The sequence below is a fragment of the Burkholderia sp. BCC1638 genome (assembly GCF_902833195.1).
Lineage (GTDB): Bacteria > Pseudomonadota > Gammaproteobacteria > Burkholderiales > Burkholderiaceae > Burkholderia > Burkholderia diffusa.
Genome location: NZ_CADFEC010000007.1, coordinates 78,990 through 104,708, shown reverse-complemented (window position 1 = coordinate 104,708; position 25,719 = coordinate 78,990). Strand labels below are relative to the sequence as shown.

26 protein-coding genes are annotated in these 25,719 nt (G+C 65.3%); 15 read left to right on the top strand and 11 right to left on the bottom strand.

All coding sequences use genetic code 11. The annotated features are described in order from the left end of the window. Positions 1-31 precede the first annotated feature (31 nt). Entirely contained in the window at positions 32-922 is an 891-nt protein-coding gene (locus tag HWX22_RS10535; RefSeq protein WP_175915587.1) for a LysR family transcriptional regulator, read from the bottom strand. Between the two features lie 91 nt (positions 923-1,013). Here HWX22_RS10535 and HWX22_RS10530 point away from each other — a divergent pair, with 91 nt between their 5' ends. The 3 genes from HWX22_RS10530 to catC are packed head-to-tail and all read left to right on the top strand — an operon-like array spanning position 1,014 to position 3,417. After that, complete coding sequence (locus HWX22_RS10530; protein ID WP_175915586.1) at positions 1,014-2,147, top strand: muconate/chloromuconate family cycloisomerase; 1,134 nt, start codon at positions 1,014-1,016, stop codon at positions 2,145-2,147. Between the two features lie 36 nt (positions 2,148-2,183). After that, a complete protein-coding gene (gene catA / locus HWX22_RS10525; protein ID WP_059531711.1) occupies positions 2,184-3,086 on the top strand; it encodes a catechol 1,2-dioxygenase in 903 nt (300 codons plus the stop codon). 40 nt (positions 3,087-3,126) lie between these two features. Continuing rightward, positions 3,127-3,417, top strand: a complete 291-nt coding sequence (gene catC, locus HWX22_RS10520) for a muconolactone Delta-isomerase (RefSeq protein WP_050017398.1) — start codon at positions 3,127-3,129, stop codon at positions 3,415-3,417. A 139-nt stretch (positions 3,418-3,556) separates the two neighbouring features. On the opposite strand, the gene HWX22_RS10515 is transcribed toward catC, so the two are convergent. After that, positions 3,557-4,342, bottom strand: coding sequence for an NAD(P)H-dependent oxidoreductase (locus HWX22_RS10515; RefSeq protein WP_175915585.1), 786 nt, complete (start codon positions 4,340-4,342; stop codon positions 3,557-3,559). Between the two features lie 86 nt (positions 4,343-4,428). Here HWX22_RS10515 and HWX22_RS10510 point away from each other — a divergent pair, with 86 nt between their 5' ends. Continuing rightward, positions 4,429-5,322: a LysR family transcriptional regulator gene (locus HWX22_RS10510; RefSeq protein WP_175915584.1), complete on the top strand. Its 894-nt coding sequence runs from the start codon at positions 4,429-4,431 to the stop codon at positions 5,320-5,322. Positions 5,323-5,508: 186 nt separating this feature from the next. Continuing rightward, positions 5,509-5,913: a DUF2471 family protein gene (locus HWX22_RS10505; protein WP_059601528.1), complete on the top strand. Its 405-nt coding sequence runs from the start codon at positions 5,509-5,511 to the stop codon at positions 5,911-5,913. Between the two features lie 125 nt (positions 5,914-6,038). On the opposite strand, the gene HWX22_RS10500 is transcribed toward HWX22_RS10505, so the two are convergent. Further along, positions 6,039-8,072 carry an NADPH-dependent 2,4-dienoyl-CoA reductase gene (locus tag HWX22_RS10500; protein ID WP_175915583.1) on the bottom strand — a complete coding sequence of 678 codons (2,034 nt, stop codon included), beginning with the start codon at positions 8,070-8,072 and terminating at the stop codon, positions 6,039-6,041. Positions 8,073-8,148: 76 nt separating this feature from the next. Between HWX22_RS10500 and HWX22_RS10495 the strand changes: the two genes are divergently transcribed. Beyond that, positions 8,149-9,231 carry an AraC family transcriptional regulator gene (locus HWX22_RS10495; protein ID WP_175906616.1) on the top strand — a complete coding sequence of 361 codons (1,083 nt, stop codon included), beginning with the start codon at positions 8,149-8,151 and terminating at the stop codon, positions 9,229-9,231. A 124-nt stretch (positions 9,232-9,355) separates the two neighbouring features. On the opposite strand, the gene HWX22_RS10490 is transcribed toward HWX22_RS10495, so the two are convergent. The 3 genes from HWX22_RS10490 to HWX22_RS10480 form a co-directional block, all read right to left on the bottom strand. Continuing rightward, entirely contained in the window at positions 9,356-9,805 is a 450-nt protein-coding gene (locus tag HWX22_RS10490; protein ID WP_175906618.1) for a DUF126 domain-containing protein, read from the bottom strand. Beyond that, positions 9,798-11,045 carry an aconitase X gene (locus HWX22_RS10485; protein ID WP_175906620.1) on the bottom strand — a complete coding sequence of 416 codons (1,248 nt, stop codon included), beginning with the start codon at positions 11,043-11,045 and terminating at the stop codon, positions 9,798-9,800. The genes HWX22_RS10490 and HWX22_RS10485 overlap by 8 nt, the downstream gene beginning before the upstream one ends. A 68-nt stretch (positions 11,046-11,113) precedes the next feature. Beyond that, positions 11,114-11,542 carry a MarR family winged helix-turn-helix transcriptional regulator gene (locus HWX22_RS10480; protein WP_175906622.1) on the bottom strand — a complete coding sequence of 143 codons (429 nt, stop codon included), beginning with the start codon at positions 11,540-11,542 and terminating at the stop codon, positions 11,114-11,116. A gap of 110 nt (positions 11,543-11,652) precedes the next feature. Here HWX22_RS10480 and HWX22_RS10475 point away from each other — a divergent pair, with 110 nt between their 5' ends. From HWX22_RS10475 to HWX22_RS10455, 5 genes are all read left to right on the top strand, one after another. Then, positions 11,653-12,573 (top strand): LysR family transcriptional regulator, encoded by a 921-nt coding sequence (locus HWX22_RS10475; RefSeq protein ID WP_175906624.1) that lies wholly within the window; start codon positions 11,653-11,655, stop codon positions 12,571-12,573. Positions 12,574-12,680: 107 nt separating this feature from the next. Further along, a complete protein-coding gene (locus HWX22_RS10470) occupies positions 12,681-13,112 on the top strand; it encodes a MarR family winged helix-turn-helix transcriptional regulator (RefSeq protein WP_059531741.1) in 432 nt (143 codons plus the stop codon). Between the two features lie 64 nt (positions 13,113-13,176). Further along, positions 13,177-14,268 carry an HlyD family secretion protein gene (locus tag HWX22_RS10465; protein ID WP_175906625.1) on the top strand — a complete coding sequence of 364 codons (1,092 nt, stop codon included), beginning with the start codon at positions 13,177-13,179 and terminating at the stop codon, positions 14,266-14,268. A gap of 13 nt (positions 14,269-14,281) precedes the next feature. Continuing rightward, positions 14,282-15,856, top strand: a complete 1,575-nt coding sequence (locus HWX22_RS10460) for a DHA2 family efflux MFS transporter permease subunit (protein ID WP_175915582.1) — start codon at positions 14,282-14,284, stop codon at positions 15,854-15,856. Between the two features lie 16 nt (positions 15,857-15,872). Beyond that, positions 15,873-17,321 (top strand): efflux transporter outer membrane subunit, encoded by a 1,449-nt coding sequence (locus tag HWX22_RS10455; protein ID WP_175915581.1) that lies wholly within the window; start codon positions 15,873-15,875, stop codon positions 17,319-17,321. A gap of 69 nt (positions 17,322-17,390) precedes the next feature. On the opposite strand, the gene HWX22_RS10450 is transcribed toward HWX22_RS10455, so the two are convergent. After that, positions 17,391-17,801: a TIGR02594 family protein gene (locus HWX22_RS10450; protein WP_175915679.1), complete on the bottom strand. Its 411-nt coding sequence runs from the start codon at positions 17,799-17,801 to the stop codon at positions 17,391-17,393. 345 nt (positions 17,802-18,146) lie between these two features. Here HWX22_RS10450 and HWX22_RS10445 point away from each other — a divergent pair, with 345 nt between their 5' ends. Then, positions 18,147-19,100 carry a hypothetical protein gene (locus tag HWX22_RS10445; RefSeq protein WP_175915580.1) on the top strand — a complete coding sequence of 318 codons (954 nt, stop codon included), beginning with the start codon at positions 18,147-18,149 and terminating at the stop codon, positions 19,098-19,100. A 210-nt stretch (positions 19,101-19,310) separates the two neighbouring features. Here HWX22_RS10445 and HWX22_RS10440 read toward each other — a convergent pair whose 3' ends face one another. The 4 genes from HWX22_RS10440 to HWX22_RS10425 all read right to left on the bottom strand — a co-directional run bounded on the left by HWX22_RS10440 (position 19,311) and on the right by HWX22_RS10425 (position 23,211). Next, entirely contained in the window at positions 19,311-21,758 is a 2,448-nt protein-coding gene (locus HWX22_RS10440; protein WP_279610432.1) for a heavy metal translocating P-type ATPase, read from the bottom strand. Positions 21,759-21,977: 219 nt separating this feature from the next. After that, a complete protein-coding gene (locus HWX22_RS10435) occupies positions 21,978-22,244 on the bottom strand; it encodes a DUF5676 family membrane protein (protein WP_175915579.1) in 267 nt (88 codons plus the stop codon). A gap of 72 nt (positions 22,245-22,316) precedes the next feature. After that, positions 22,317-22,973, bottom strand: a complete 657-nt coding sequence (locus tag HWX22_RS10430; protein WP_059699793.1) for an isoprenylcysteine carboxylmethyltransferase family protein — start codon at positions 22,971-22,973, stop codon at positions 22,317-22,319. Next, on the bottom strand, positions 22,957-23,211 hold the full coding sequence (locus HWX22_RS10425) for a DUF2933 domain-containing protein (protein WP_244135210.1): 255 nt from the start codon (positions 23,209-23,211) through the stop codon (positions 22,957-22,959). Before HWX22_RS10425 ends, HWX22_RS10430 begins: the two co-directional genes overlap by 17 nt. A gap of 488 nt (positions 23,212-23,699) precedes the next feature. Here HWX22_RS10425 and HWX22_RS10420 point away from each other — a divergent pair, with 488 nt between their 5' ends. Genes HWX22_RS10420 through HWX22_RS10410 form a run of 3 tightly spaced genes read left to right on the top strand, consistent with a single transcriptional unit; the run spans position 23,700 to position 25,713 of the window. Next, a complete protein-coding gene (locus tag HWX22_RS10420) occupies positions 23,700-24,362 on the top strand; it encodes a LemA family protein (RefSeq protein ID WP_175915578.1) in 663 nt (220 codons plus the stop codon). Between the two features lie 17 nt (positions 24,363-24,379). Further along, positions 24,380-25,213: a TPM domain-containing protein gene (locus HWX22_RS10415; protein WP_175915676.1), complete on the top strand. Its 834-nt coding sequence runs from the start codon at positions 24,380-24,382 to the stop codon at positions 25,211-25,213. A 2-nt stretch (positions 25,214-25,215) separates the two neighbouring features. Next, a complete protein-coding gene (locus HWX22_RS10410) occupies positions 25,216-25,713 on the top strand; it encodes a TPM domain-containing protein (RefSeq protein WP_175915577.1) in 498 nt (165 codons plus the stop codon). The last annotated feature ends 6 nt before the right edge of the window (positions 25,714-25,719 follow it).

The window sequence follows — 25,719 nt, the reverse complement described above, 5'->3', positions numbered from 1 at the left end:
TTAGTTGCAGTCAATACGGAAACGACCGTCGCTACGCCGCCGGCGCGATCATCTCCCGCGCGATCGCGCAGAACGCCGTCGTCGCGGCGCTTTCGCCGTGCAGCCGGCGGCTCATGATGATCGGCGACGTCGCCGTGGGCTCCGGCAGCCGCCGATAGACGACGCCCTTCACGCGCACGCCTTCCACACTTTCCGGCACTAGCGACACGCCCACCTGCGCGGCGACGAGCCCGAGCGCCGTCTGCAGTTCGCGCACCTCGTGCACGGCCGCCGGCACGAGCGCGCCGTCGCGCAACGCGGACAGTTGCTGGTCCGCGAAGCTCGGCCGCGGCGTGCTCGGATAGACGATCAGCGTCTCGTTCGCGATGTCCGCGAGCGTCAGCGGCCGGTCCGGATCGGCGAGCAGATGCCCGACCGGCAGCGCCGCGATCAGCTTTTCCTCGATCAGGGCCTCGCGCACCAGCTGGTCGTCGTCGAAGCGCAGGCGGCCGAACCCGACGTCGATCCGCCCGCCCTTCAGCGCGCCGAGCTGCTCGAGCGTGAACATTTCGATCAGCGACAGCTCGACGCCCGGATGCGCCTCGCGAAACGCGCGGATCACGTCCGGCAGCGCGCCGTAGAGCGTCGACGGCACGAAGCCGATCACGATCCGCTCCGACAACTGCGCGAGCCGCCGCGTCAGCGGGCCGAGCTCGTCGGCCTGTTCGACGACGCGCGTCGCCTGCGCATAGAACACGCGGCCCGCGTCGGTCAGTTTCAGCGGCCGCGCGCCGCGCTCGAACAGCGGCAGCCCGACCTCGTCCTCGATCGCCTGGAGCTGACGGCTCAGCGGCGGCTGCGTCATGTGCAGCCGCTCCGCGGCCCGCGTGATGTTCATTTCCTCCGCGACGGCGATGAAGTACCGAAGCTGGCGCAATTCCATTTCATGCCTCGAAGGTATGGAAGTAGTCGGAAAGAGTGTTGGACGCCGCCGGGCGGGAATTCCTACCATGTGCACCAACAGGAGGAATCGCATGATAGCAACTACCGCCACCATCGAACGCATCGAGACGCTGCTCGTCGACGTGCCGACGATCAGGCCCCACAAGCTCTCGGTCGCCACGATGAATTGCCAGACCCTGGTGCTGGTCCGCGTTCGATGCACGGACGGTATCGAAGGCGTCGGCGAGGCGACCACGATCGGCGGTCTCGCGTATGGCGAGGAAAGCCCCGAGAGCATCAAGGTCAACATCGACACCTACTTCGCGCCGCTCCTGCAAGGCATGGACGCGACGCGCCCGGGCGCCGCGATGGCGCGTGCGCGCAAGCTGTTCCAGGGCAACCGGTTCGCGAAGTGCGCGATCGAGACCGCGCTGTTCGACGCGCAGGCGCGCCGCCTCGGCGTGCCGCTGTCCGAGCTGTTCGGCGGCCGCACCACCGATGCGGTCGATGTCGCGTGGACGCTCGCGAGCGGCGACACGCAGCGCGACATCGCGGAAGCCGAGGCGATGCTCGACGCGCGCCGCCATCGCGCATTCAAGCTGAAGATCGGATCGAACGCGGTCGACGACGATGTCGCGCACGTGATCGCGATCAAGCGCGCGCTCGGCGAGCGCGGCGACGTCCGCGTCGACGTGAACCAGGCATGGACCGAAACCGACGCGATCCGGGCCGGCGCACGACTCGCGGAGGCCGGCGTGAGCCTCGTCGAGCAGCCGATCGCCGCGACCAATCGCGCGGGGCTCAAACGCCTCACGCAACTCGCGCAGATTCCGATCATGGCCGACGAAGCGCTGCATGGCCCCGTCGATGCGTTCGCACTCGCGCAGGACCGCGCGGCCGACGTGTTCGCGGTGAAGATCGCGCAATCGGGCGGCCTGCTCGGTGCGGCGAGCGTCGCATCGATCGCGTCGGCCGCCGGCATCGACCTGTACGGCGGCACGATGCTCGAAGGCGCGGCCGGCACGATGGCGTCCGCGCAACTGTTCAGCACGTTCGGCTCGCTGAAATGGGGCACCGAGCTGTTCGGCCCGCTACTGCTCACCGAGGAGATCCTCGTCGAGCCGCTGCGTTACCAGGATTTCAAGCTGCACCTGCCGGCGACGCCCGGCCTTGGCATCACCTTCGACTGGGCCCGCATCGAACGGATGCGACGCAACGCCCGCTGATCCCGCATGACACGACAACCGAAACCGGAGACACAGATGAACAAGCAAGCCATCGACGCCCTGCTGAAAACCTTCGACGACGCCGCGGAAAAGCCCGGCAACCCGCGCGTGCGCGCGATCGTCAACCGGATCGTGAAGGACATCTGCTACACGATCGAGGACTTCGACGTGCAGCCGAGCGAGTTCTGGACCGCGCTCAACTACCTGAACGAAGCCGGCCGTGAATTCGGGCTGATCGCCGCGGGCCTCGGCCTCGAGCGCTTCCTCGACGTGCGGATGGACGAGGCAGAGGAGAAGGCCGGCTTCCACGGCGGCACGCCGCGCACGATCGAAGGGCCGCTGTACGTCGCGGGCGCGCCGGAATCGGTCGGCCATGCGCGTCTCGACGACGGCACCGATCCGGGCCAGACGCTGATCATGCGCGGTCAGGTACTCGGTCAGGACGGCGCGCCGATCGCGAATGCGCTCGTCGAGGTGTGGCACGCGAACCATCTGGGCAACTATTCGTACTTCGACCAGTCGCAGCCGGCGTTCAACCTGCGCCGCTCGATCCGCACCGATGCCGAGGGCCGCTACAGCTTCCGCAGCGTGCTGCCGGTCGGCTACAGCGTGCCGCCGGGCAGCAAGACCGAGCAACTGCTCGACCAGCTCGGCCGTCACGGCCATCGTCCGGCGCACATCCACTTCTTCGTTTCCGCGGACGGATATCGTAAGCTGACGACGCAGATCAACATCGAAGGCGATCCGCACATCTGGGACGACTTCGCATTCGCGACCCGCGAGGGGCTGATCCCGAAGATCAAGCAGGCCGAGGGCGCGGAAGGCAAGCCGTATGGCGTCGACGGGCAGTTCGCGCTGATCGACTTCGATTTCTCGCTGCTCAAGGACAAGCAGGACGTGCCGGCGAGCGAAGTCGAGCGGGCTCGTGCACAGGCCTGAGCGGTCCCGTTCGACGAATCGACAACGCAAGGAGCGCAGGATGCTGTTTCATGTGGAAATGACCGTCCGTCTGCCGGCGGACATGGATCCGGTCAAGGCGGCCACGCTGAAGGCCGAAGAGAAGGCGATGTGCCAGCGGCTGATGAACGAAGGGACCTGGCGGCATCTGTGGCGGATCGCGGGGCAGTATGCGAACGTCAGTATTTTCGACGTCGAAAGCGTGCAGCAACTGCATGACGTGTTGAGTCAGCTGCCGTTGTTTCCGTATATGGAGATGGAAGTGCGGGCGCTGTGCCGGCATCCGTCTTCGGTGCGGGAGGATGATCGGTAAGTGAACGCGACGCGCGGCGCGACTGAACGGCCGCGAAGAGGACGACACGGGCGGCCGGCGATTTTCTCGCCGGTCGCCCGTGTCGTTTTGCAGCCGTCACGTCCGGGTATCGCCCCGTATCACGACGATGCGGCGACGATCACCGCTCCTGCGCCAGATGCGCCGCGAACCCCACCGTCCCCGGCGCGATCTCCGCCTTCAACGTCAGCGCCGGAATATCGTAATCGCCCGCGTTTTGCCGCCGGAACGGAATCGGCTGCGCGGTCCACAGTTCGTCGAGCCGTTTGCCGAGCGCAGCACGCGTTTCATCGAAGCGCGCATCGTCCATCCGGTGCGTCTGGTAGATCACGAACGGCGGCAGCACGTCGAAGCCGGGGTAATAGAGAATCCCGTGCTGGATCGGAAACAGCACGTCGTCGATCGGCCCGTTGATGCCGCGTGCGCTGTAATGCGACTCCCAGCCGCCCGTCGTGACGACGATCATCGCGCGCTTGCCCGCAAGCGAACCTTCGCCGTAACGGTCGCCCCAGTGCAGGTCGGAATGTTCGCCGACGCCGTATGCAAAACCATACGCATACACGCGCTCGACCCAGCCCTTCATGATCGCAGGCATCGAAAACCACCACAGCGGAAACTGCAGGATCACCGCGTCGGCCCACTTCAATTTTTCCTGTTCGCGCGCGATGTCTTCACTTTGCGTGCCCGTCGCGAACGCGTGCTTCGAGTCGAGCGACGGATTGAAACGCGCGTCGGGCGTGCGATCCGTCACGTCGTTCGCGTCGAACGCGGCCTTCCAGTTAATCGCATACAGGTCCGTCACCTGCACGCTATGCCCCGCCGCTTCGAGCCGCTCGACGGCAAAGTCGCGCAGCGCGCCGTTCAGCGAACGCGGTTCCGGATGGGCATAAACGATCAGCACATTCATGTTCGTCACTCCGTTGATTGAATGACTGCAGGATGCCGTCGCCAGAGGTATATTTGAAATGAATTCCTGATATTCCAGGTATAGCCATGAACAATCTCAGACGACTGGATCTGAACCTGCTGGTCACGCTCGACGTGCTGCTCGCCGAGCACAACGTCACGCGTGCAGCCGAAAAACTGAACATGTCGCAGCCGTCGGTCAGCGTGCAGTTGCAGAAACTGCGCGATTTCTTCGGCGATCCGCTGTTGCTGCCCGGACCGCGCGGCATGCGGCCGACCGCGCGCGCGGAAACGTTGCGCGAGGCGCTGCGTGACGCGCTCGACGCGGTCGAGCGCGCGGTGCTGACGGCCACGCCGTTCGATCCGGCAACCGCGACGAACACGTGGCGCGTGGCCGCAACCGACTATGGCGAATCGACGATCGTCCTGCCCGCGCTGAACACGCTGCGATCGGCCGCCCCCGCGACGCGCGTCGCCGTCGTCGAGCTCGTGCCGCCGCGCATCGAGCAGGACGCGGAGCGAAACGGCATCGACCTGGCCTTCCACACGACGGAAGGTTCACCGGAAGGGATGCGGCGCCTGCCGCTATTCGTCGAGCGCTACGTGCTCGTCGGCCGCGCCGGTCATCCGAAGCTGAAGCGGCGCCCGACGCTCGCGCAGTTCGGCGCGCTGGAACACGTGATCGTGTCGCCCGACGGCGGCGGCTTCTTCGGCGTGACCGATGAAACCCTCGCGAAAGCGGGCGCCGCGCGGCGTGTCGTGCTGTCCGTTCCGCATTTCCTGTTCGTGATGTCGGCCGTCGCCAGCACGGATCTCGTCGCGATGCTGCCCGAGCGTCTGGTGCGCGACGTGCCCGCGCTGCGCGTGGTGGAAGCGCCCGTTCACGTTCCCGGCTATGAAATGTCGATGTTGTGGCACGAGCGCGTGCACCGCGATCCCGCGCATCGATGGTTGCGCGAGACGATCGCCGCGTCGGTGTAAGTCGTTCGCGAAAGCCGCGCGGCGCGCGCGCCGGCCACCGTCGCCACCGCACTCGACCCGGTGCCGGCAAACCGACATGCATTCAGGACTTGAAACCGCCTCGAACACTGTATATATTTACAGTGCTTTTGCACCATTTGACCCGAATTCCGTCACCCATGACGGACGGACTTTTGTGAGGCGACCATGTTCCAGTCATCCGCATTCGATCCCGAGCAACCCGGCTTCAACCCCGCCCACTTCGAACGCGCCGCGCAGCGGGCGGTCGTCGACCTGCAGCGTGTCGTCGGCGGCCCCGCCCAACGCGCGCTCGGCCTGCGGCGCCGCACCCATCCAGCCGCCGTCCGCACGATGAGCTGGCAGGCGCTGCTGAACGTCGAGGAACTCGCGTTCTCGAATACCGGTTTCCTGAGCCGCAACGATCCGACGGTCGTCGACGCGTTCATCCGCCTGCGCGACAGCCGGCTGGTCGCGGCGGATGTCGAGGAGCCGGTCGACTGGCGTCGCGACGACGACGACCTGCCGGCCGTCTATCTGATCGTCAAGGCGATGCTGGAGGCGGAAGAGGAAGAGCGGGCCGAAGCGGCCTGACGCACGCCGGCCGATCGCGAATGGCGTTCTGACGGAATCGCGTCGCCACGTTGCATGGCGACGCGGGAAGTCGCCAGCGCGTCGCGCGACGCACGCCGCCGTTTCGCAACCCGGAACGACGCCCGTTACAGCCGCGCCGCGAGTCGCGATCCCTGATCGATCGCACGCTTCGCATCGAGCTCGGCCGCCAGTTCCGCGCCGCCGATCAGGTGCACCGAGCGTCCGGCCGCCTGCAACGGCGCGAGCAGCGCGCGCTGCGGCTCCTGCCCCGTGCACAGCACGATCGTGTCGGCTTCGATCAATTCATGATCGGTCCGCTGCTCGCCGTACGACACGTGCAACCCGCGCGCATCGATCCGTTCGTAGTTCACGCCGCCGATCATCTTCACCTGCTTCATCTTCAGCGTCGCGCGGTGAATCCAGCCGGTCGTCTTGCCGAGCCCCTTGCCGAGCGGCGCGGCCTTGCGCTGCAACAGCGTCACTTCGCGAGCCGGCGCCGCGACCTGCGCGCGCGTCACGCCGCCGCGCGTCGCGGCCGGATCGGTCACGCCCCACTCCGCTTTCCACTCTTCCAGATCGAGCGTCGGCGACTCGCCGCCCTGCACCAGATATTCTGCGACGTCGAAGCCGATGCCGCCGGCGCCGACCACCGCGACACGCCGGCCGACCGGCTGCCCGCCGGCCAGCACGTCGATGTAGCTGAGCACGTTCGGCCCGTCCTGGCCGGGAATCTTCGGGTCGCGCGGCGCCACGCCGGTCGCGAGCACGATTTCGTCGTAGCCGCCCGCGATCAGGTCGCTCGCATCGACACGGCGATTCAGGTGCAGGTTCACGCCGGTCAGCTCGACCTGACGGCCGAAATAACGCAGCGCTTCGTCGAACTCCTCCTTGCCCGGAATCCGCTTCGCCATGTTGAACTGGCCGCCGATCTCCGGCGCCGCGTCGAACAGATCGACGTGGTGGCCGCGCTGCGCGAGCACGGTCGAGCACGCGAGCCCGGCCGGCCCCGCGCCGACCACCGCGATGCGCTTCGGCTGCTGCACGCGGGTATAAATCAGCTCGGTCTCGTGGCATGCGCGCGGATTCAGCAGGCATGACGCGATCTGATTCTTGAACGCGTGGTCGAGACACGCCTGGTTGCAACCGATGCAGGTGTTGATCTCGTCTGCCCGGCCCTGCGCGGCCTTGACGACGAACTCGGCATCCGCGAGCAGCGGGCGCGCCATCGACACCATGTCCGCGCAGCCGTCCGCGAGAATCTGCTCGGCCACCTCGGGCCGGTTGATCCGGTTGGTCGTCACGAGCGGGATGCCGACCTCGCCCTTCATCTTCTTCGTGACCCACGCGAACGCGCCGCGCGGCACCGACGTCGCGATCGTCGGCACGCGCGCCTCGTGCCAGCCGATCCCCGTATTGATGATGGTCGCGCCCGCGCGCTCGACGGCTTTCGCGAGCTGCACGGTCTCGCTCCAGTCGCTGCCGTCCGGAATCAGGTCGAGCATCGACAGCCGGTAGATCAGGATAAAGTCGCGCCCGACCGCCTCGCGCGTGCGCTCGACGATCTCGATCGGCAGGCGGATCCGGTTCTCGTACGAACCGCCCCATTGGTCGCCACGCTTGTTCGTATGCATCGAGATGAACTGGTTGATCAGGTAGCCCTCGGAGCCCATGATCTCGACGCCGTCATAGCCGCCCTCGCGCGCAAGCTGCGCGCAGCGGACAAACGCGCGGATCTGCCGCTCGACGCCGCGCGCGCTGAGTTCGTGCGGCGCGAACGGCGAGATCGGCGACTTGATCTTCGACGGCGCGACCGCGAACGGGTGGTAGCCGTAGCGGCCGGTATGCAGGATCTGCAGCGCGATCTTGCCGTCGTCCGCATGCACGGCGTCGGTGATCACGCGATGGCGCCGCGCGCCGGCCGACGTCATCAGCGTGCCGCCGAACGGCTTGGTCCAGCCGGCCACGTTCGGCGCGAAGCCGCCGGTCACGATCAGGCCGACGCCGCCGCGCGCACGTTCGGCGAAATAGTCGGCGAGCCGTGGCAGCGTCTTGCGGCTGTCCTCGAGGCCCGTGTGCATCGAGCCCATCAGCACGCGATTCTTCAGCGTGGTGAAGCCGAGGTCGAGCGGCGCGAGCAGGTGGGGAAAGGAAGTCGTCATGGTGAGTCTGCCGATAAGCGATACGTGCCATCGTAGGCTGCGCGCCGCCTTGAACGTGAGGGGGCAAACAGCCATAATGCTTGTCATTTCCGGCCAAATCGACATGACCTCCCCGTCACGCAAGGACCACCTCGGGCTACGCCGGCCGACGATTCCGGTCGCCTACACGCGCCTGCTGCTGCAGGCGCTGGCCGCGCGCGGCGTCGATCCGGCCGCCGTGCGCACGGGCACCGGGCTGCGCGATGCCGTATTGGCCGAACCGGACGCGCGCGTCGCGCCGTCGCAATGGGGCCGGCTCGTGCTCAACGCGATCGAGATCGGCGGCGATCCGGGCATCGGGCTCGCGTTCGGGCTGCTGTTGAAGCCAACCGTGCACGGCTTCCTCGGTTATGCGACCCTGACCGCGCGGGACATCCGCGAAGCACTGGTCGTCACGCAGCGCTACTTCCGGATGCGCAACCGCCAGTATCGGCTGACCTATGCGGAGGACGACGACGGCGCGACGCTCGAACTGCACGGCGTGCAGGCGAGCCCGGTGCTGCAGCATCACGTGATGTTCGAGTTCGTGCTGACGGGGCTCGCGCAGAACATCTCGCAGTGGTCCGGGCGCGCGTCGCCGCCGATCGCGCTGCGCTTCGCATGGCCGGAGCCCGATTACTTCGCACGCTATCGCGACCAGTTGCCACCGGTCGAATTCGGCTGCGCGGCGAACGCGCTGTGGATCGCGCACGACGTGCTGGACTGGCCGCTGCCGCTCGCCGACGAAGTCGCGCACCGGCAAGCGCTCGTGCAGGTCGAGCGCGAGTATGCGCAGGTGCGTCAGGAGGAAGGCGATCTGGTCGAGCGCGTGCGCGCGGAACTGGCGCGAACCGCCGGCAACTATTCAAGTCCGGAGGCGCTCGCCGACGCGCTGCTCGTGTCGACGCGCACATTGCGGCGCCGGCTCGAGGAAGCGGGGTCGAGCTATCGGCAACTGCTCGACGAAGCGCGGTTTCGCGATGCGAAGCTATTGCTGTCGGCGTCGGATCTCGACCTGAAGACGATCGCCGAGCGGCTGCAGTTCACCGACCCGGCGAATTTCACGCGCGCATTCCGGCGCTGGGCCGGGCAGACGCCGAGCGCCTATCGGGAAGCGGCCGCCGGAGCCACGCACGAATGACCGGAGAACGCGGGCGGCGCCACGCGCCCCGTTGATATTTCATCGTTCGGTCGAACGACGATCGGCCTCTTCGTGCAAGTACGCCGCACACCCGCTTCCTCCGAGCCGGCGAGCGCGTGACGCGTCAGCCGCCGACGTCGATCCGCGCGCCGCCGTCGCCCTCGCCTGCGTCGATTCGCACGTCGCCCGTCGCGGCGACGATCGCGTCGTACACCGCATCGGTCACGCACACCACCGGCACCGCGATCGCATACAGCTCGGCAGCAACGATCGCGCCGATCGAGATGATCAGGTCGCGCTCCTTCAGCACGATCCCGACCGGCCCCGTGCCGTTGCGCACCGCTTCCGCGAGCACGCTGCTGCTCGAACTCGAGCCCTTCGCATGCGGCATCACCATGATCCGGCCGGCCAGGCTCGCGCCCGCCTGCGGATGCCCGCGATCGACGATCCGCCCCGCGCCCGAGTCGTAGCCGCCCCAGAAGCTGAGCGGCTTGTCGAGCACGATCGTCGGCGCGCATGCGCTGCCCGACACGAGCGTATCGCCCGTCAGTTTCCGAACGCTTGCTTCAGTCATCGAATCGCACCTTTCCTTCGAACGCGGAACGCACGCACTCGCGCATGCTGCCGTACGCGACCGTGACGCCGATGTTCGCGGGCGCATACGACGCCCATTTCCCCGAGTTCGTCATCACCAGGCCCGACAGCTGTTTCATCACCGGCGTGATGTACGTGCAGGTGTCGACGACGATCTGGATGCCGCGCGCGTCGAACTTGTCGGCAAGCCCGAGTTCGCCCAGTTCCCACAAGATGAAGCGGCTCGTGTTCACGTAGAAATCGCACTTCGGCTTGCCGTCGAACTGGTCGAGCAGCGCGTCGAGCGTGCGGAATTCGGCCAGCGAGAAGTGCGGCGTGCCGAGCGCGACCGCGACGAGCGCATCGCCGGCCGCGCCGTGATTCAGCGTGCGGCGGATCTCGTCGAGATCGGCCATTGCGACATCGACCGTTCGCTGCGCCACCTGCCCGTGCAGCGCGGCGTCGAGCGTCGGCGCCTCGGGCGTGACGCCCACCGCATGGAACAGCGCGACCGCGCCGCTCGATGCGGCGGCCGCGCCGAGCGCCTTGAGTTCGTCCTCGGTGGTGTCCGCCGGCAGCCCGACGATCGCCGGCACGGTCGCGCCGGCAATCCGGCCGATCAGCAATCCGAGCGCGGCGAAATAGATGTCGCGCGACGGCCGGTGGCCGAAGTCCGGCGCGTTGAACACGATCCGCGCCGCGCGATTCGATTCGACGTGCAGCCCCGCATACGGCGCGCGCCCGGTGATCGCGGCGGCCAGATCGAGAAAGTCGCCGTAGCGGCTGGTGCGCGCGCCGAGCACCGAGTTGGCGAACACGATCGCATTGGATTCGGCCCACGCGATCTGCTCGCCCAGGCGCGGACGATTCTTCAGCTGATACGGCGCGCACGTGAAGCTCGACTCGCAGCCGAGCTGGAGATGCGCATGCATCAGGCGTTGCGCGTCGCGCTGGATCGTGCGGTCGCCGTGATACAGCTCGGGATGGATCAGGTCGAGCGACCCGACGTTCAGCGTGGTCGGCACCGCGACCTGCGCGCCGGTGTCGACGAAATACTCGACGAAGTCGAGACTGGTCTGGCCGTGGTAAAGACAGCCGTCGATATGCGCGGACGTGATGTCGATCAGGCGCGGCGCCGACATGACCTCGGCCGTGCGCGAGACGATCCGCATCGCGCGCGCGACGCCGTCGCCGAATGCGCCGCGCAACATCGCGTCGTCGCGCTCGCTCAACTGCAGCATGGGGGTGCTCCTCGTGTCTCGTCCGGTGGATCCGGATCGCTTTTGTAATACTACCGCGCGCGTCGCGCCTATCGCTGCGCCGTCAGGCTGAACAGCTCGTCGCGCAGCGCCTTGGCGCGGCCGCGGCCGAACTGCGTCTCGAACTCGTCCTGCGCGGCCTGCCACGCGACTTTCGCCTGCGCGTAGGTGCGCTCGCCGAGCTTCGTCAGGCTGAGCGCATGCGCGCGCGCGTCATGCTCGGACGCGGCCGCGGCGACGAAGCCGTCGCGCTGCAGCGGCTTCAGCGCGCGCAACAGCGTCGTGCGATCCATCACCAGCGCATCGGCGAGTTCGCTCATCACCAGGCCGGGCCGGTGCGACAGGTTCGCCATGATCGAGAACTGCGCGGGCGTGACCCCGACCGGGGCCAGATGCCGCTCGTAAAGCTGCGTGACGAAGCGCGCCGCCTGACGCAGCGCGAGGCAATTGCAGGCGTGGGCCATCTGGAGATCGTTCATGACCGGCAATTTATATGTGCATATGCATAAAGTCAATGTACACTCCGCCGTAACATGGCCGGGCCGGCCGCGTGGATCAGGCGCCCCGCCATCGCCTCGAGGAGACGGACATGGACTACATCGACAAGCTGCGGATTTTCCGGTCGGTGGTGGAAATGCGCAGCTTCACGCGCGCCGCCGACATGCACGGCCTCGCGCGGCCGGTCGTGTCGCGGGCGGTCGCGGATCTGGAGGCGCGCTTCGGCAGCCGCCTGCTGCATCGGACCACGCGCCAGGTCTCGCTGACCGAGACCGCCGAGCGCATCTACGAACGCTGCGCGGCCGTGCTCGACGAACTCGACTCGCTGGAAGCGCAGGCGCAGTCGCACACGCGCGAGCCCGAGGGGCTGCTGCGCCTCGTCGCGCACACGACGGCCGCGCTGAACCGGCTCGTGCCGCTGATCGCCGGCTTCAAAGCCGCGCATCCGAAGGTGCGCCTCGACGTCACGCTGACCGAGCGCCCGGTCGACCTCGTCGGCGAAGGCTACGACATCGGCATCGTCGTGCCGTACATGCTGACGAGCGAGACGACCATCGTGCGGCTGGTCGAACGCATTCCGGTGGTGATCGTCGCGACGCCCGCGTATCTGCGCACGCATCCGCGTCCCGAAACGCCGGCCGGCCTCGCCGGTCATGCGTTCGTGCCGCTGTCGCCGTCGCTGCGCCGGCCCGCGCTGTCGTTCCGCGTCGACGGCGACACGCTGACCGTGCCGTTGAGCTTCGACATCTCGTCGAACAGCCCCGTCTTCAACCGCGAAATGGTGATGCACGACTTCGGCATCGGCGTCGTGCCGAAAACGCTCGTCGAAGCCGAGCTCGCGTCGGGCGCGCTCGTGCAGTTGCTCGACGGGGCCGACCTCGTCGACGCGTTCGTCGAAATCAAGCTCGCGTACGCGAATCGCGCGCTGCTGCCGGCGAAGGTCAAGGCGTTCATCGACTACACGGCCGCGTACTGCGACCGCGAAGGCGGGATTGCTCCGGCCGCCGCCTGATCCGGCGCGAAAACGCGCCGTTGCACCGTCGATTGGTACAGCCACGGCACCAATCTGATCCTGCCTCGCCGCTCGCTTCAGGCTGCGCTGCCACCTAACATGTGCACATGCACAAGTCCACGCTTACCGATGACGATTGCTTCGCGGTCCGGCAAGCCGCCCGGCGGATCTCGCAGTTCTACGAGCGCTACCTGTCGCAGGCGGGCGTCACGCCGTCGCAGTACAGCATTCTCGCGCTGCTGCGGGAGCGCCCGGGTCTGACGATGGCGACGCTGTCGGCGGTACTGGTGATCGAACGCACGGCGCTGCTGCGCGCGCTCAAGCCGCTGATCGGCGCGACGCTGGTCGCGGGCCGGATCGAGCCGCGCTGCCGCCGCCAGACGTTCGCGCTGACCGCGCACGGCGAAACGAAGATCGCCGACGCGCAGGTGCACTGGCTCGCCGCGCAGGAGGCGTTCGAGCAGCGGTTCGGGTCGGCGCAGGCCGCCCGCCTCAGAGACGAATTGTTCCGGATCACACACAACCTCCCGGAACGCTGACCCCTTCCCCGATCGGCGACGCGTCGTCGGTCGTTTCAATTAGTGCATATACATAGGTGAATCGATGGACACGACCCAAGCCGCTGCCTCCCGCGAGGCAGCCACAACCGACCGGCCGGCAAGGCAGCAACGCCGCGTGCCGTGGATGCGGATCGCGGTGGCCGCCGTCGTCGTCGCGATCGCGGCCGCGGCGCTCGACTGGCTGTTCGTGCTGCGCTTCCAGGAAAGCACCGACGATGCGTATGTCGGCGGCGACGTCACGGTGCTCGCGCCGAAGGTGAACGGTTTCGTCGACAAAATACTCGTGACCGACAACCAGCGCGTGAAGGCCGGCGACGTGCTCGTGCGGCTCGATGCGCGCGACTACGATGCGAAGCTCGCACAGGCGACCGCCGAAGTCGACAGCGCGCGCGCCGCGGTGACCGAACTCGAGGCGAAGCAGCAGCTTCAATACGCGGTGATCGGCCAGCATGCGGCGGACAGGAATGCGTCGTCAGCCGAGCTCACGCGTGCGTCGTCCGATCGCGTGCGCTATCGCGAACTGGTGAAATCCGATGCGGTGTCGAACCAGATCGTCGAACGCGCGGACGCCGATTATTCGAAGGCGGATGCGGCCGTCGCGCGCAGCGACGCCGCGCTGCTCGCATCGAAGCGGCAGCTCGACGTGCTCGGCGCGCAGCTCGCCGATGCACGGGCCCGTGTGAACACGGCACTCGCCGCGCAACGCGTCGCAGCGCTCAACGTCGAGTACACGACGATCCGCTCGCCGGTCGACGGTTACGTCGGCAACCGCACGGGCCGCGTCGGGATGCTCGCGAACGTCGGCGTGCCGCTGCTGACGGTCGTGCCCGTGTCCGGGCTGTGGATCGACGCGAACTTCAAGGAAGACCAGCTGCGCAAGATGCGCGCGGGCGATCGCGTCGACGTCGCGCTCGACGCGTCGAGCACGCGCCTGCACGGCCGCGTCGACAGCCTGGCGCCCGCGACCGGTGCGACCTTCAGCGTGCTGCCGCCCGAGAACGCGACCGGCAACTTCACGAAGATCGTCCAGCGCGTGCCGGTGCGCGTGCATCTCGATCCGCAGCCGGGCATCGAGCATGTGCTGCGTCCCGGCCTCTCCGCGGTCGTGACCGTGCACACCGACCACACGAACTGAACGGGAGCCTGCGATGACCACCGCGTTTTCCGGCGACCCCGCGTCGCAACCGACGAAGCAGCGCGTCTTCGCGTTCGCGCTGATGTGCGTCGGCTTCTTCATGGCGACGCTCGACATCCAGATCGTCGCGTCGTCGCTGCGCGACATCGGCGGCGGCCTGTCCGCGAGCCAGGACGAGTTGTCCTGGGTGCAGACGGCCTACCTGATCGCCGAAATCATCGTGATCCCGATGTCGGGCTGGCTGTCGAGGGTGATGTCGACGCGCTGGCTGTTCGTCGCGTCGGCCGTCGGCTTCACGATCACGAGCATGCTGTGCGGGCTCGCGTGGGACATCAACTCGATGATCCTGTTCCGCGGGCTGCAGGGCGCGCTCGGCGCCGCGATGATCCCGACCGTGTTCACGACCGCGTTCGTGCTGTTTCCGGGCAAGCAGCGGCTGATCGCGTCGACGACGATCGGCGCGCTCGCGTCGCTCGCGCCGGCGATCGGGCCGGTGATCGGCGGCTGGATCACCGATCAATGGTCGTGGCACTGGCTGTTCTACCTGAACCTCCTGCCGGGCATCGCGGTGGCCGCGCTGGTGCCGCGCTACGTGCATATCGACGCACCCGATCTCAGCCTCATCAAGCGCGGCGACTATCGCGGCATCGCGCTGATGTCGGGCTTCCTCGGCTGCCTCGAATACGTGCTGGAAGAAGGCCCGCGCAAGAACTGGTTCAGCGACGATGCGATCGTCATCTGCGCGTGGATCTCCGGCATCTGCGGCTTCCTGTTCATCGTGCACGCATTGACTGCGGAAGACCCGATCGTCGATCTGCGCGCGCTCGCCGTGCGCAACTTCGGGATCGGCAGCCTGCTGTCGTTCGTCACGGGCATCGGGATCTTCGTGACGGTGTTCCTGACGCCGCTGTTTCTCGCGCAGGTGCGTGCGTTCAGTTCGCTGCAGATCGGCATCGCGCTGCTGTCGGTCGGTGTGTTCCAGCTGCTCGCGCTCTGCGCGTATGCGTTCGCCACGCGCTACTTCAGCATGCGCGCGCTGCTCGTGTTCGGGCTCGTCTGCTTCGGCCTCGGCTGCTACCTGTACACGCCGATCACGCACGACTGGGGCTGGCGGGAACTGCTGCTGCCGCAGGCGCTGCGCGGCATCGGCCAGCAGTTCAGCGTGCCGCCGATCGTGACGATGGCACTGGGCTCGCTGCCGCAATCGCGGCTGAAATCGGCGAGCGGCCAGTTCAACCTGATGCGCAACCTCGGCGGTGCGATCGGCATCGCGGTGAGCGCGACGATGCTCAACGACCGGCTCAACTTCCACTACCTGCGCCTGAACGAACACGTGAGCGCCGGCGAGCCGCAGGTCGCGTCGCTGCTCGATCGCCAGACCGCGTACTGGACCTCGGTGGCCGGCAACACGCTCGATACCGCGCAGGCGGGCCTCGCGAACCTGCACCGCCTGATCTATCGCGAAGCGCTGACGCTCACCTACGCGGATGCGTACTACGCGCTGTCGCTGTGCTTCGTGGTCGCGCTGCTTGCCGTCGCGTTTTCCCGTCCCATCACCCTGAACGCGCCGCCGCCGGACGCGCACTGAAGCCAAGGTCGTCATCATGAAAAAGCTACTCGTCGCGCTGGCCGTCAGCGCATTCGCCGCAGGGTGTGCGGTACAGCCCGCGCAGCACCCGGCGCTGCACGATTCCGTGCAATCGCTCGCGCCCGCCGCGTGGGACACCGACGTGCCGCGCGCGGACATCGACGCCGCCGCGTGGTGGGCGCAGTTCAACGACCCCGTGCTCGACCGGCTGATCGCGACCGTGCTCGACGGCAACCTCGATCTGCAGGCCGCGGCCGAACGCGTGAAGCAGGCGCAGGCGCTGACCGTGCAGAAGCGCGCGGCGCTGCTGCCCGAACTCGACGCGACCGCGCGTGCGTCCGACGCGCGCCAGAACACGCCGCCGCCGCTCGGCTACGTGCGGCAGGCCGGCGCGGGACTCGCGCTGAGCTGGTCGCCGGACGTGTTCGGCGGCGAACGGCTCAACCTGCTGGCGGCGCAGGCCGAGCTGGTCGGGCAAAAGCACGCGGAAGACGCGATGCGGCTCGCGCTCGCGGCCGATGCGGCCTCGGCCTATGTGGATCTGCGCTGGGCGCAGCAGGAACTGGTGATCCTGCAGGACAACGCGGCGATCCGCCGGCATGCGCTCGAACTCACGCGCAAGCGGCAGGCGTTCGGGTTGTCGACGGAGCTCGACGTCACACGCGCGCAGAACCAGCTCGATGCGCTCGAAGCGCGGATTCCGCCAACGCAGGCGCAGATCGCGCATCAGCTCAACCTGATCGCCGTATATTCGGGCCGCACGCCCGAGTCGATCGACCGGCTCGTGCTCGCGCAGGCCGGCGCGATTCCGGCGCCGCCTGCCGGGTCGCCCGCCACGCTGCCGTCGCAGGCGCTGCTGCGCCGGCCGGACGTGCTCACCGCGTACGCCCAGGTCGAGCGGCGCGCGGCGCAGGTCGGCGTCGCGAAGGCCGAGCGGTATCCGAAGTTCTCGCTGAACCTGACGGACGGGATTCTGGCCGCGTCGTATCTCGGGTTGCCGACGCTGACCGACAACCTGTTCAGCGCGGCGTTGAGCGCGACGAGCCCGATCTTCAACGCGGGGCGAATCACCGCCGACATCACGCAAAGCGAAAGCCGGATGCGCGAGTCGGAACTCGGGTTGCGGCAGACGATGCTGCAGGCGCTGCGGGAAGTCGAGGACGCGCGTGCGAACCTCGTCAGCAGCGATGAAGCGACGCGGCGCCTCGATAGCGCGCTGTCGGCGTCGGACAAGGCGCTCGGGCTGGCGAACCAGCTCTACAAGGGCGGCGCGACGGATTTTCTGGACGTGCTGTCAGCGCAGGAGGTGTATCTGCGGGATTCGGATGCGCTCAATCAGGTCCGGCGCGAGCATGCGCTGGCGGCGGTCGCGTTGTATCGGTCGCTCGGCGGCGGGTGGAGCCGGAACGATGCGGCGGGTGAAGCGCAGGCCGTGGCCGCCACCGCCACCGCCGCGCAGGATTGACCGCGGCCGCCATGCGACGCCGACGCACGCGCCGTCGTCCGTGCACGGGAGGCCGGGCGTGCGGCGCGGTCAGCCCGCGTCCGGCCACCGGTATCCGATCACCTCGCTCACCGGATACGCAAGCTCGCGCACTTCCTCCAGCTGATTGCCGCCGAACAGGTGCACACGCTCGTCGTCGTGGCGCAGATAGAACCCGACGTGCCCCTTCCAGCTCACGGGGTCGTCGCGCGTCAGGATCGCGACGCAGCCGTACACCGGACGCTCCAGCGGTCGCCCCCATTCGAGCCACGAACGCGCGAGCGCCGACCCCGTGCCGCGAATGCCCGCATGCGTCATGCACCAGTTGACGAACGACGAGCACCACGAAATCTTGTCGTCGTAGCCGACGAGATTCGTGTGGTTGTTGTATTCGACGATGCGCGGATTGATGCTGCCGGGCGGGAAGCGGCGAATGCCCAGCTCGGCCAGTGCGACGGCCATCCACGGCGGATGGCCGGCTGGCGGGTTGCCCTCGGGGTTCGATCGGATCACGACGGTCTCGATGGAATGCGGGTGGGATGTCGCTCGATCTTCGCACGAATGCGGCGGTATGGTGGTGTCGATTCGGGTCGCCTCGGGTGAACCGGTCGAGCATTGGGGCTCCGCCGTTACAACTGATGCCGTCGTCTTTCCGGATTCCCGACACAGAAGAAAACAATCGGCCGGATTCTTTTGCTTTCGTGCGGAGAACCCTGATTCCGGTGCGAGCCGTTCCACCAGATCGATTACCATCCGAACGATCCACCGATCTCCAAAACACATCCTGCGAACAAGGGGCCACGCGCCATGACTACCCGCTCAGACGACGCGTCGAACCAATCCGCCCCGGACACAAGCGCAAAACCGCGAGTCATCACGCTGCCTGCGCACCTTCGACAGATACCGACATGCAAAGGAATTCCCGATCGGTTCAATACCTATCTGCTGAATATCGGTGTCATGCTGTTTTTCGGCACGATGTTCGTCGGATTGCTCGTTGCGCCATTCGACGATGCATCCTTTTCGCGAGTCGGGTTCATCGGTCTCGTTCTATGGCTTTGCATTCTGGCCTGCCTCGCCTGGGCGGTAGTGATCGTGATTCGCGCGACGATGAATATCGGCGGCTGGTTTCAAGTCGACGCAACCGGCTTCCGATATGGCGTCGGCAAGCGCTCGGACCAGGCGGCCCTGCAGCAGGAACAGTGCATCGAATGGGGTGAAGTCGTGCGGCGCGAGGACATGTGCTGCGACGTTGAATTCAACTCGCCTTCCCGGGTGACCATGAGCCCGGCGAACTTCCAGTTCTGGCGACGCGGTGGGAAGCGAGAACCTGCGAAGCGATACACACTGCGCACGAGCCTCGTGGATTGCGACGCCGACAACGCTATTCGCTGCGTTCGCTTCAAGAATCGTCACGAATTGCTAGTCGCGCTGCTGTGCGGCCTCGCGCATCAGGGGTTGCGTTTCAATCCGAGCGCATTCATTGCCGCCGGAATTCATCCCGAAACGTGGCAGCCGCTCGCAAAAGCGCGACGCCCGGCCATGATCTATTTTGCGATCGTCGCCGTACTCGGGATGCTTGCCTTCTGGACATGGGGGCGCCTGTCGCTGCCATTCTCCGTGGCGATTCTGCTCGTCTCCTTCGCGTACTACTGGACCGAGGGCAAGTACGATTTCTCTCCGGACATCAAGCACTATCCACGAGATCCAATCGTATTCCGGATCGACGGCGACACATCTGCCTTCAACCCGGAATCGTAACGGCGCGGGCGATCGCGCTTGAATCGCCTTCGTTCGCCGCTGCCGTCTCGGGACCGTTCAGCCTCGTGCCGAGCGGTCTCGTCGAAGTACATTAATTGGTGACGCACCACCAGAGGTTCTGGTTACGCCCGAGCCTTCCCGGCAGTCAATGACTTGCTTGGCCGGCCCGACGACGTCAAATCGTACGGACGTTTGCGTGCCAACCGCTGCTCAAATTCTGGCGTTACGCAACCTTAGCGCGTTCGAAATGACCGAAGTGGAGCTTAGACTCATTGCAAGTGCCGCAATCATCGGCGAGAGCAGCAAACCGGTGAATGGATAAAGTGCCCCTGCCGCCAGCGGAACGCCAAGCGCGTTGTAGATGAACGCGAAGCCGAGATTCTGCTTCATGTTCGCAACGGTTGCCTCGGACAGCACTCGAGCACGCGCGATACCGCGCAAATCGCCCTTGACGAGCGTCACCTGAGCGCTACTCATTGCCACATCCGTGCCTGTTCCCATGGCCACGCCGACATCGGCCTTGGCAAGCGCGGGGGCGTCGTTTATGCCGTCTCCCGCCATCGCGACGACATGCCGGGCTTGCTGAAGCAGTGATACCAGATTGAGCTTATCGGCAGGCTTCACCTCGCCATGGAATTCGTCGATGCCGAGCTTCTCGGCCACTGCCTTCGCAGTGACCACGCCATCACCGGTCGCCATTACGACTCGAATACCGTTCTCCCTCAATGTCGAAAGCGCTTCCGGCGTCGTCGCCTTTATCGGGTCGGCGACCGCCAGCAGTCCGGCCAAACCGCCATCGACAGCCAGGTACATGACACTGGCGCCTTGCGCACGCAGGCCGTTCGCCTCCTTGGCCAGCGATTCGACGGATATGGCGTCAGCCTGCATCAGCGCGGTGTTGCCAAGCGCAAGTCTCCTGCCGGCGACCATTCCTCTCACGCCGATACCCGTCGCGGATTCGAAATTTTCCGTACGTTCCAAAGTCAACTTCTTCTCACGGGCTGCCGCAACGATGGCTGCTGCAAGCGGATGCTCGCTACCCTGGTCGAGGCTCGCCGCCAGACGAAGCACTTCGTCGGCCGTGTATCCGGTTGTGCCCACGGCTTGCTCGAACGCTGGACGCCCCTCGGTCAGCGTTCCGGTCTTGTCGACGATGAGCACATCGACCTTGCGAAAATTCTCAATCGCAGCCGCATCGCGAAAGAGGATCCCCGTTGTGGCTCCTTTTCCGCTCGCGACCATGATGGACATTGGCGTCGCGAGGCCCAGCGCGCAGGGACATGCAATGATGAGCACCGCCACCGCATTGATGAGACCGAACACCCAGCTGGGCTCGGGGCCGACGATGCCCCACACGAAGAACGCCAAAAGAGCGACGCTGACGACCCCGACGACAAACACGCCAGCCACCTTGTCAGCCATACGTTGCATGGGGGCACGGGACCGCTGCGCCTGCGCGACCATCTGCACGATTTGCGACAGGACGGTTTGGGAGCCGACCTTTTCCGAGCGGATGACGAGACTGCCCGTCGCGTTCATCGTTGCGCCAATGACGTGGTCGCCAACACGCTTCGTGACGGGAATGGGCTCGCCGGTAATCATGGACTCGTCAAGCGAACTCGTGCCGTCCGTCACTACGCCATCCACAGGAACTTTCTCGCCCGGCCGCACGCGAAGCAGGTCTCCCACATGTACATTGGACAACGGAATATCTTCTTCGGCGCCATCCGGGTTGATGCGTCGCGCAGTCTTGGGTGCGAGCCCGAGTAGTGCCTTGATGGCGGCGGACGTTTGCGAGCGCGCCTTCAGTTCGAGCATCTGCCCGAGGAGCGTCAGCGAAATGATGACTGCCGCCGCCTCGAAATACACGCTGACTCGGCCGTGCGCGCTGTACGTTTCCGGAAACACGCCGGGGAAGATGGTCGCGATGACACTGTAGATGTAAGCGGCACCTGTCCCAAGCCCAATAAGGGTCCACATGTTGGGGCTGCGGTTCATGAATGAGCGTACGCATCGCGCGAAAAACGGCAGGCCTGCCCACAGGACGACCGGCGTAGAGATAATGAACTCGACCCAGCTCTCGGTGTCGACGTCCATCGATCCGAAGCGATGGCCGAACATCGCAAGGACGAAGACTACGACGGTCAGTGGTAGCGTCCACCAGAATCTGCGTTGGAAATCGACCAGTTCCGGATTCTCGCCTTCGTCAACGCTGGGCAGAATCGGCTCCAGGGTCATGCCGCACTTTGGACATTGACCCGGATGGTCCTGGCGAATTTCCGGGTGCATCGGGCACGTGTAGATGGTTCCGTCTGGCACTGCTTGCCGCTGCTCGATGGTCGAGGGCTCAACATACTTGGACGGCGCAGCCTGGAATTTCGTCAAGCACGCCTGGCTGCAGAACGCGTACCACTCGCCATTGTGTTCGCCGTGGAAGCGGGATTTATCGGACACCGTCATTCCGCAGACGGGGTCGCGAAGCGAATCCGTGGAACGAACGTGCTCGGCCCGGCCCTCATGTTGATGCGCACGCGCGCCGTGTCCGTGCGCGGCGGAAGGGGCGTGCTTGTCCGCCTCACGAGCGTGATGTTCGCCCGATGACACGCGGCCGGAAATCCGTTGATGATGAAGATTGTCTTCGCCGGGTCGGCCGCTCATTTGACGCTCCTATGTTCACCCGTTCCGCTTCCATTGAGGCCCGTCGCCCTGCGCATCAGAGGGCGCCACCGACGACGTGTCGGTATGTCGAGCGCTAGCACGGGAGCAACGATCATTCCGTGCTTTCCCGTTCAACCCGTTATCTCACTCTCCTGATTTCCGGAGACGGACACGGGCAACGTGTGGTCCGGGAGAGAGGTACGGGCGTACGGAATTGCGTCAGCCCGGTCCACTCAGGCGGTTGTGTAACCACGCGAAGAAGGCGCCAACTGCAAAGAACCAGACCGCGAACACACCGGCCGGGTAGACGACGAACCACCACGACAGTGGCTCGCCCGTCTGAAGGCGCCGAAAATCGAGTCCGTGAAAAAGCGTGTTCATGAAGTTCATGAACGGTTCAGGAAGTGCCATCCATACGAGTGTGCACAGGATATAGAAGAGCACAACCGTGGCTGAAAGCGTCACGCCAGTCTTGACGGGCTTCATGGCAGCCTCCTCATCCCGGAAGATTGCGATTGAGTTCAGCAGCGGTGCCAGCTATCGATGAGCCGCCTGAAATCAATGTATTTGGGCCGGGCGTTTTCCAAAAACGTTGGGTACAAATCGCGGCGTATGTGCCGCGTATTCACGCCACGCCGCGCCGAACTGCGCCTCCGAATCGCGTTCCTCTTGTATCGCTAGTCGAACGTACATGAAAACGAGAATGGGAAACATTGCCAAGGTCACCAGCGTGGGCCATTGGAGCAGGAAACCCAGCATGATGACGACGAACCCGACGTACTGAGGATGTCGGATTTTCGCGTAGGGGCCGGTGGTGGCCAACTCCTTGCTACGCTGAGCTTCATACAGTACGTGCCACGCCGTGGACAGCAAGTAGAAGCCGCCCAATATCAAGAAGAAGCTGAGAAGATGCGGAAGTCCGCCATGCGGGTCGCCGTGCCTGCCAGTCAAGGTCCACCACAGGTGTCCTGTATCGTGCGACAGCAAATTTGTTTGCGGAAAGCGTGTCTGCAACCAACCCGATAGCAAATAGATGGTGAGCGGAAACCCGTACATTTCCGCGAATAGCGCGACGATGAAGGCAGAGAATCCACCGAACGTTCGCCAGTCCCGCTTTGTCGCCGGCTTGAAGAAGCTGAACGCGAAGATGATGAAGACAAGTGAATTGATCGCTGCGAGGCTCCATAACCCGTAACCGTCATCGATGCTGGTCATGACCCTCTCCCGAATCAGGACGCCCCTCGGTCGATTTCGTTCCATCGTGCCCGTGCCCATGGTGCATAAACAGATGCATCAGCGGGCACGAGAGCAACAGCAGATAGGGCAACACCCCAAGGAAGTGGGCTCGGTGTTCGGAAAGCAGGAGAAACAGTGCCATTGCAGCGAACGCGACGAGTGCAATGGCCGACCGTGATTTCCAGAACGGCTGAGCACCATGTGAGTTGTCATTCACCGCTGCCTCCCATTTCGTACCGTCTCACTTCCCGGCCGGATGCTGCCGCGCAGTTTGCCTTGCTCGGCACTTTTGCGGTCGCCGTATTGGGATGATGGCGATCGCGAGCTGCATTGTCCGTGGCCGCCGGCGGACCGGCGATTGCAGCGCCATGAACATGCCGAGCGCCGCAACTGTGATTGCCGGTTTTTTTCGGCAATGCCATCGCGTTCTACACGAGCATGGCTCCGGATAGCCGGTCGAGCCCTGAAATCACTCTATGCTGACACCCCTTCGATGGCTTGACGTGGCTCAACGAATCACGAATCGAACGCTTCATACGTAGCACAGCCGCGGGGCGGACAAGCGACCGGGACGGGGTATCGCTGCGGGCACGCTCGACAATGCAGCATTGACATGAATCAACTCTGCGACCGCGCTGCCACTTACGATAAGCAATGCACACGCGAGCGGCGGAATGCCGAGGAATATCGGACAGAGGCGCGTCCATGTCGACAAATCCTGCAGCAATCTCTGCGCGGCGCAGTCTGGCCCGCGCACTTCTGATAGCCGCATTGGCGGCGAGTCTGCTTTCTCTCTCCGGGTGCGGTTATAACGCCATCCAGAGCGAAGACGAGCAGGTAAAGGCCAGTTGGTCAGAAGTTCTAAATCAGTATCAACGGCGCGCCGACCTCGTTCCCAACCTCGTCAACACAGTGAAGGGGTACGCGAACCAGGAAAAGGAAGTGCTCGTCCGCGTGACTGAGGCCCGGGCACAAGTCGGCTCGATTCGCGCCACGCCCGAACTCATTGCCGACCCGCAGGCGTTCGCAAAGTTCGAAGCGGCGCAGGGACAGCTCACGTCGTCGCTGTCACGCCTGCTCGTGGTATCGGAGAACTATCCGCAATTGAAGTCGGACGCGAACTTCCGGGACCTGCAGGCGCAGCTCGAGGGTACGGAAAATCGCATTGCCGTAGCCCGCAACCGATACATTCGCTCCGTCCAGGCGTACAACACGACGATACGTTCGTTCCCGAACAATTTGACTGCGAAGGCATTCGGCTATCTGGAGCGCCCCAACTTCTCGGTGAGCAACGAGGCCGAGATTTCCAAACCGCCTCGGGTCGAATTCGGCTCGACGCCGGCATCTGCAGGCAAGGCCTCCAATTGAACACGTTCCGACTGGCGATGGTCGTCGTCTTTGCCTGCTTTGTCCTAGGGGTAGCACACGCGCACGCGGACGCCGCCATCCCGCCACTGACGTCCAGAGTGACCGATGAGACCGGAACCCTGACCAGCGACCAAACGGCCAGCCTTGAGAAGACGTTGAGAGAGTTTGAGGCGAAACGAGGAACGCAGCTTTCAGTTCTCATTGTCCCGACCACGGAGCCCGAAACCATCGAACAGTATTCGATGCGAGTCGTCGAGCAATGGAAGCTTGGGCGCAAGAATGTCGACGACGGCGCGCTCCTGATCGTCGCCAAAAACGACCGGGCACTTCGAATCGAGGTCGGGTACGGCCTCGAAGGTGTGCTCACCGACGCAACGAGCAATCGCATCATCAACGAAGCGATAGTCCCGCGATTCCGAAACGGGGACTTCTACGGTGGCATCACCGCCGGCCTCGACGGCATCATGCGCGTCACCAGCGGCGAGCCGTTACCTCCGCCGCAGCGACCACCTCGGGCCAGCGACGGCGCCGGACGGTTGCTTCCTGTTCTTTTCCTCCTGACGGTCATGGCCGGCGGGCTGCTGCGCGCCATGTTCGGGCGTCTGCCAGGAGCCGTCGTTACCGGCGGCGTCGTTGGGATACTCGCGTGGATTTTATCGCAGGCGCTTTTTGTCGCCATCGCGGCGGGAATGATGGCGCTGCTCTTCACATTGCTGGGTGGCGGGATGCGAGCCGCTGGCGGGCGCTTCATTGGCGGTAGCGACGCACGTTTCGGTCGTGATTCGAATCGCGACATCTTTCGCGGAGGCGGTGGGGGCTTCGGCGGCGGTGGCGCATCGGGACGGTGGTGAGCATGGACCTGAAACGCCTCTTCCGGCATCTTTTCACGACCCACTGGCAGGTCAACAGCGTATTTTCACGGCGGGCGCTTGACGCTATCGACGAGGCTGTACGTACTAGTCATCGCGCGCACGTGGGTCAAGTCAGGTTTGCTGTGGAGGGGGCGCTGCACATTGGCGCCTTGCTGAAGGGCACAACTGCGAGGGATCGTGCCATCGAGGTGTTCTCGAACCTCAGGGTTTGGGACACGGAGCACAACAACGGCATTCTCATCTATCTTCTTCTTGCGGACCGCGACGTCGAAATTGTTGCGGACCGAGGCATACACGCCAAGGTGGATAGCCGCGAATGGGAGGCGATTTGCCAGGCCATGGAGGCTCATTTCCGGCAAGGCGATTATCCGTCCGGTGTTCTGCGAGGTGTCGAGCAAGTGACCGAACTGCTGCAAAAACACTTTCCAGTTCACGGTCCGCAGCGCGATGACCTTTCGAGTTCTCCCATCGTGATATGAGCTCCG